This is a genomic window from Anoxybacillus mongoliensis (assembly GCF_014201515.1).
Taxonomy (GTDB): domain Bacteria; phylum Bacillota; class Bacilli; order Bacillales; family Anoxybacillaceae; genus Anoxybacillus; species Anoxybacillus mongoliensis.
The window spans coordinates 1-1,546 of record NZ_JACHEQ010000031.1 but is presented as its reverse complement, the minus strand read 5'-3'; the positions used below and the strand labels follow the sequence as shown (position 1 = coordinate 1,546).

Below are 1,546 nucleotides of genomic sequence, written 5' to 3'. Positions count from 1 at the left end.
CAGACTGTTGACAAAATGGTTGAAAGACAGTTGTCTTTCAACCATTTTATTCCATTCTGATATTTGTTTCCCTTGATGAACCGACGAAAATAACGACATACATAAGCGAAAAAGAGGAGAGGTGCCCATTCTCCATAGGCAGTTTGCTAATTTCTTTAAATTCATCGCAGCACAAACAAGCATCGCCTGCATCTGGTTTCTTTCCAATCCACGGTAATTTGTCCAGCGCAGACCATGCTTCTCTTTCAAATCTGCAAAATTTCGTTCGATTGTCTCTTTTCTTCGTTCATACAACTCCCGATGCTCCGGCACATATCGTAAGTGCTCGGCTTCTTCGTAGTAATCTTGCCAAACATGGCGTGTAACCACTTTTGTATGGCTCTTGCTTCCCGTGCATTTTTCTAGGTAAGGACACGTCTTGCACACAGATGGATTGGATTTATATTCTCGATAGCCTTCTCGATTCGTTGTGGAATACGACAACACTTGGTTATTTGGACAAAGGTAACAGTCAAAATGTTCGTCATATGCAAATTCAGATTTCCGAAAGAACCCATCTTTCGTTTTTGGACGAGTGTATGGCCAAATCGGATCAATCCCTTGTTCTAATAGGTATTTCGCAATGGCTGGTGTCTTGTATCCTGCATCGATGCACACGTCTTTTGGGCGCTGCTTCACTTCCTGTTTGACCCGTTCAAACAGTTCAAAAAAGGCTTGACTATCATGCACGTTTGCCGCCGTGACATAGGATTGCAGGATCCAGCCATGGCGATCGCAAGCCGTATGATAAGAGTAAGCAAATACTCGTTCGCGTTCATTTTTCACAAACATCCCACTCTCGGGATCTGTCTTACTGATCTTCACTTCTCGTTTTTTTTTATCTGTTTCTGGCGGTAATGGAGATTTTCCGTGTGCGATCCGATCTCGTTCAATTTCTTTTTCCAATTCCTCTTGATACGCTTTCGCTTCGACTTCTGCCACTTCGGTGTTGAATTTTCTTTTGTTTGCACTCGCCTTCACATGGGTAGAGTCGACAAATACGACACTTGGATCCACCAGCCCGTGTTGAAAGGCTTCTTCTAAAATTCTTGAAAAAATCTTTTGAAAGACGTCTGTCCCCGCAAAACGTCGTGCGTAGTTTTTACTTGGAGTCGAATGATGTGGGACAGGATCATGAAGACTCAACCCTAAAAACCACCGATAGGCCACGTTTGTTCGAATTTGTTCCACCGTTTCACGCATCGAACGAATGCCAAAAATGTAACGGATCAAATACATCTTGAACAACACAACGGGATCAATACTTGGTCGTCCATGATCGGGTGAGTATAGATCTTTGACGATGTCATAAATAAAAGAGAAGTCAATCGCTTTTTCTAGCTTACGCACAAGGTGATCCTCAGGAACAAGGTCATCAATCTTTACCGTTGTTTCCACCTGTCTACGATCTTCTTGATGACGTTGAAGCATCCGATTTCCCCCTCCTATAAAAATACCCTTGTACCTATATATTAAACCAGCTTGTCGACTTTGTCGACAAGCTGAG

The 1,546-nt window shown here is 42.8% G+C and carries 1 protein-coding gene; it reads right to left on the bottom strand.

Annotated features, from left to right (window positions below; translation table 11 throughout):
- Positions 1–1,470 (bottom strand): IS1182 family transposase (locus tag HNR43_RS14030; protein WP_246346346.1); only part of this gene is annotated, 1,470 nt, incomplete at its 3' end.
- Between the last annotated feature and the right edge of the window lie 76 nt (positions 1,471–1,546).